Origin of the sequence: Microbacterium sp. UBA3394 (assembly GCF_002358725.1) — a bacterium.
Lineage (GTDB): Bacteria > Actinomycetota > Actinomycetes > Actinomycetales > Microbacteriaceae > Microbacterium > Microbacterium luteum.
This window is the reverse complement of record NZ_DEPK01000221.1, coordinates 1-4,005: the sequence shown is the minus strand read 5'-3', so window position 1 is coordinate 4,005 and position 4,005 is coordinate 1. Positions and strand designations below refer to the sequence as shown.

The 4,005-nt window shown below is 67.3% G+C and carries 4 protein-coding genes; 2 read left to right on the top strand and 2 right to left on the bottom strand.

Features of this window, described 5'->3' with window-relative positions; translation table 11 throughout:
- The first annotated feature begins 97 nt into the window (after positions 1-97).
- Positions 98-2,662, top strand: a complete 2,565-nt coding sequence (gene valS / locus B4E30_RS13500) for a valine--tRNA ligase (protein WP_286795588.1) — start codon at positions 98-100, stop codon at positions 2,660-2,662.
- Positions 2,662-2,910, top strand: a complete 249-nt coding sequence (locus B4E30_RS13495; protein WP_194385244.1) for a hypothetical protein — start codon at positions 2,662-2,664, stop codon at positions 2,908-2,910. The genes valS and B4E30_RS13495 overlap by 1 nt, the downstream gene beginning before the upstream one ends.
- A gap of 35 nt (positions 2,911-2,945) precedes the next feature.
- On the opposite strand, the gene B4E30_RS13490 is transcribed toward B4E30_RS13495, so the two are convergent.
- Together B4E30_RS13490 and B4E30_RS13485 are read right to left on the bottom strand one after the other, a co-directional pair.
- Positions 2,946-3,161, bottom strand: a complete 216-nt coding sequence (locus B4E30_RS13490) for a hypothetical protein (RefSeq protein ID WP_194385243.1) — start codon at positions 3,159-3,161, stop codon at positions 2,946-2,948.
- Entirely contained in the window at positions 3,161-3,781 is a 621-nt protein-coding gene (locus B4E30_RS13485) for a winged helix-turn-helix domain-containing protein (protein WP_194385242.1), read from the bottom strand. The genes B4E30_RS13490 and B4E30_RS13485 overlap by 1 nt, the downstream gene beginning before the upstream one ends.
- Between the last annotated feature and the right edge of the window lie 224 nt (positions 3,782-4,005).

Genomic DNA, 4,005 nt, shown 5'->3' with positions numbered 1-4,005 from the left:
CGGCCTCAGCGAGGGGCCGTCCTGCGTCGGTAGACTGTGCGCACCCGCACATTCAGGCACGCTCACACAGTGCCGCCCATACCGCGCAAGGAGCACCATGGCCGAGATCCCCGACAAGCCCGCCCTCGAAGGTCTCGAAGACAAGTGGGATGTCGCCTGGAACGCTGCGGGAACGTACCGGTTCGACCGCGCGCGGGCCGCGGCTGCCGGACGCGGCGGGGTGTACTCGATCGACACACCCCCGCCGACGGCGTCGGGAAGCCTCCACATCGGCCACGTCTTCAGCTTCACGCACACCGATATCACGGCGCGATACGAGCGGATGCGCGGCAAGGCCGTCTTCTATCCGATGGGCTGGGACGACAACGGCCTGCCCACCGAGCGCCGTGTGCAGAACTACTACGGCGTGCGGTGCGATCCCTCCCTCCCCTATGACGCGTCGTTCACGCCGCCGTTCGAGGGGACGACGAAGACGATCAAGCCCGCCGACCAGGTGCCGGTCAGCCGCCGGAACTTCATCGAACTCTGCGAGCGTCTCACCGTCGAAGACGAGAAGCAGTTCGAAGCGGTGTTCCGCCAGCTCGGACTGAGCGTGGACTGGGATCAGACCTATCGCACGATCAGCGACGACACGATCCGCACCAGCCAGCTGGCGTTCCTGCGCAACATCGAGCGCGGCGAGGCCTATCAGGCGCTCGCACCCACACTGTGGGATGTCGACTTCCGCTCCGCGATCGCGCAGGCCGAGCTCGAGGACCGGGATCAGCAGGCGTCCTACCATCGCATCGCCTTCCACAAGAGCGACGGATCGGGTGACGTGCACATCGAGACCACGCGCCCGGAGCTGCTGCCCGCGTGCGTGGCGCTGGTCGCACATCCGGATGACGAGCGCTACCGGCCGCTGTTCGGCTCGACGGTGCGCACCCCGCTGTTCGACGTCGAGGTCCCGGTCCTGCCCCATCCGCTTGCACAGCCCGACAAGGGCTCCGGCATCGCCATGATCTGCACCTTCGGAGATGTCACAGACATCATCTGGTGGCGCGAACTCGACCTTCCGAACCGCACGATCCTGGGCAAGGACGGACGCCTGGTCGCAGAGGCCCCGGATGTCATCGTCTCCGACCGCGGCACGGCGGCCTACGCTGAGCTTGCCGGCAAGACCGTCTTCAGCGCGAAGAAGGCCGTCGTCGAGCAGCTCGAGGCCAGCGGCGAGCTCATGTCGGTGTCCGCGCCGTTCACCCATCCGGTGAAGTTCTTCGAGAAGGGCGACCGCCCCCTCGAGATCGTGTCGACGCGGCAGTGGTACATCCGCAACGGCGCCCGCGACGAGAGTCTCCGGGAGCGCCTGATCGCCTTCGGCCGCGAGATGTCGTGGCACCCCGACTTCATGCGCGTACGCTACGAGAACTGGACCGGTGGACTCACCGGGGACTGGCTCGTCTCACGTCAGCGCTTCTTCGGCGTGCCGATCCCGGTGTGGTACGGGCTCGATGCCGAGGGCGAACGCGACTACTCGCGTGTGCTCACCCCCGACCCGCAGAGTCTGCCGGTGGATCCGACCATCGACGTGCCCACCGGCTTCACCGAGGACCAGCGCGGGATGCCGGGCGGATTCGATGCCGAGCGCGACATCTTCGACACGTGGGCGACGTCTTCTCTCACCCCGCAGCTCGTGGGGGGCTGGGAGCGGGATCCCGAGCTGTGGGACCTCGTCTCGCCCTTCGACCTCCGACCGCAGGGCCAGGACATCATCCGTACCTGGTTGTTCTCCACGATGCTCCGAAGCGTGCTCGAGGACGACCGTGCGCCGTGGACCGATGCCGCCATCTCGGGCTTCATCGTCGACCCCGACCGCAAGAAGATGTCCAAGTCGAAGGGCAACGTGGTCACACCTGCCGACATCCTGTCCCGGCATGGTTCGGATGCGGTGCGATACTGGGCGGCTTCGAGTCGTCTCGGCGCCGACGCCGCCTTCGATCCGCAGAACCCGACGCAGGTGAAGATCGGCCGGCGCCTCGCGATCAAGATCCTGAACGCCGCGAAGTTCGTCCTGTCCTTCCCTGTTCCCGACGGCGCGCAGATCACCCACGCCCTCGACGCCTCGATGCTCGCCACTCTCGACGTCGTCGTCGCCGAGGCCACGCGCGCCCTCGACGCCTACGACCACGCGCGGGCGCTGGAGGTCACCGAGTCGTTCTTCTGGACCTTCTGCGACGACTACCTCGAGCTGGTCAAGGAGCGCGCCTATGACCGAACCGATGTCGGGCAGCCTTCCGCCGCGCTTGCCCTCCGCACGGCCCTGTCGACGTTGCTGCGCCTTCTCGCCCCGGTCGTGTCGTTCGCGACGGAGGAGGCGTGGTCGTGGTTCGAGGATGGATCCATCCACACCTCGGCGTGGCCCGAGACCGGCGACGGCGACGGCGACCCGGCGGTGCTCGCAGCGGTCGGGGCCGCGCTCATCGGCATCCGCCGAGCAAAGACCGAGGCCAAGGCGTCGCAGAAGACTCCGGTCACCCGCCTAGTTCTGGGGGCGCCTGCCGACCGGCTGGAGGCGCTGCGCCTGGCGGAGGGCGACCTGAAGGCTGTGGGACGGATCGAGGATCTGACCTATGTGGAAGCGACCGAGACCACGGTCGTCGAGATCGAGCTCAGGGAGGTCTGATGAGACTCGGAACACGATGGACCTCGGGAGAGGAACCGCCGGAGGCGGTCCCCGAGAGCCTGCGCGAGGGAATCGCGGGGGTGGATGCCACCATCCCCGTCGACGTCCTCGGCGCGCCGAGACCACGATGGACGCTGACATGGCTGGAGGGCAAGCCGATCGCCGAGCTGGCCAACGGCGTGCTCGTCGAGCTCGACGACGAGGGCAACGCCGTGGTGCGCCACGCGTCGGACGACGAGTCGCCCTGAGGCGCTCATCCGCCTGACGCGAGCGCTCACCACGCTCACCCGGGCGGGATGACGACGCCCGCGGACGCCTGAGCGCGCGCACGGAGATCGTGATGACGCGATTCGATCGCCACCGCTTCCGCGAAAGCGGCACGTTGCCGTCGCGCGATGCGCGCAGCCACGAGGGCGGCCAGGCGACGCGAGAAGCTCAGGAGCACGCGATCGACCGCGGTCGGTGCGGACGCGTGCGAGACCTCGACGAGAGTGGTCATCACGATTCCTTCAGATCGGTGAGCGGGAAGAGGTCGGCTCGGATGGAGACCAGTCGGACGCCCTCGCCGACCTGATCGCGATGGCGCTCGACGGCATCGTCGATCAGCTCCATGATCCGGTGCGACAGATCTCGCAGCTGCTCGGGCGTCAGACGAGCCGTGGCCGTGGAGACCATCGCTCCGTCCGCCCAGGCATCCTCCAGCGCGTCATCGGGCTTCATCACGAAGTCGAGCAGCCGCTCCTGCCGGTGGCGAAAGAATTCGCTCATCACCAGCTGCGTCGCGGACCGTTCGGAGGGCGAGGTGGCTCCGGCGGGGTTGGTGAACGACACTCCACCGATCGGTCGTTCCCACCACCGTTCGCGCGCCGATCCACGGTCGACGCACTCGCGGATGAGGTCGTGCTTCGCGAGCGCCCGCAGGTGATAGCTCGTCGAACCGGTTGACTCGCCGAGGTGTTCGGCGAGCGTGCTGGCGGTCTGCGGACCGTACTGGCTCAGAATGTCGTAGATCCGCACCCGGAGAGGATGGGCGAGCGCGCGGAGAGCACCGGCCTCGAGCACCCGGTCGTTGCTGTGGTGCGCCGGTGACCGGGTGACATCGGCCCTCTTGTCGTCCATGGCTCGAGCATAAAACCACCAAGACTTCTTTGCAAGCATCTCTTTGCAAATAAGTCTTGGTGAAGGGGTGCTGGCCGAATAGGGTGGATGAATGGTCCACGAGAATCCTCTGCTCTCCCCGTCCACGCTCCCCTATCGCCTGCCGGACTACGCACGAATCCGACCCGAGCACTATCTCGCCGCGTTCGAGCGGGCTTTCGCGGAGCACCTGCGGGAGATCGAGC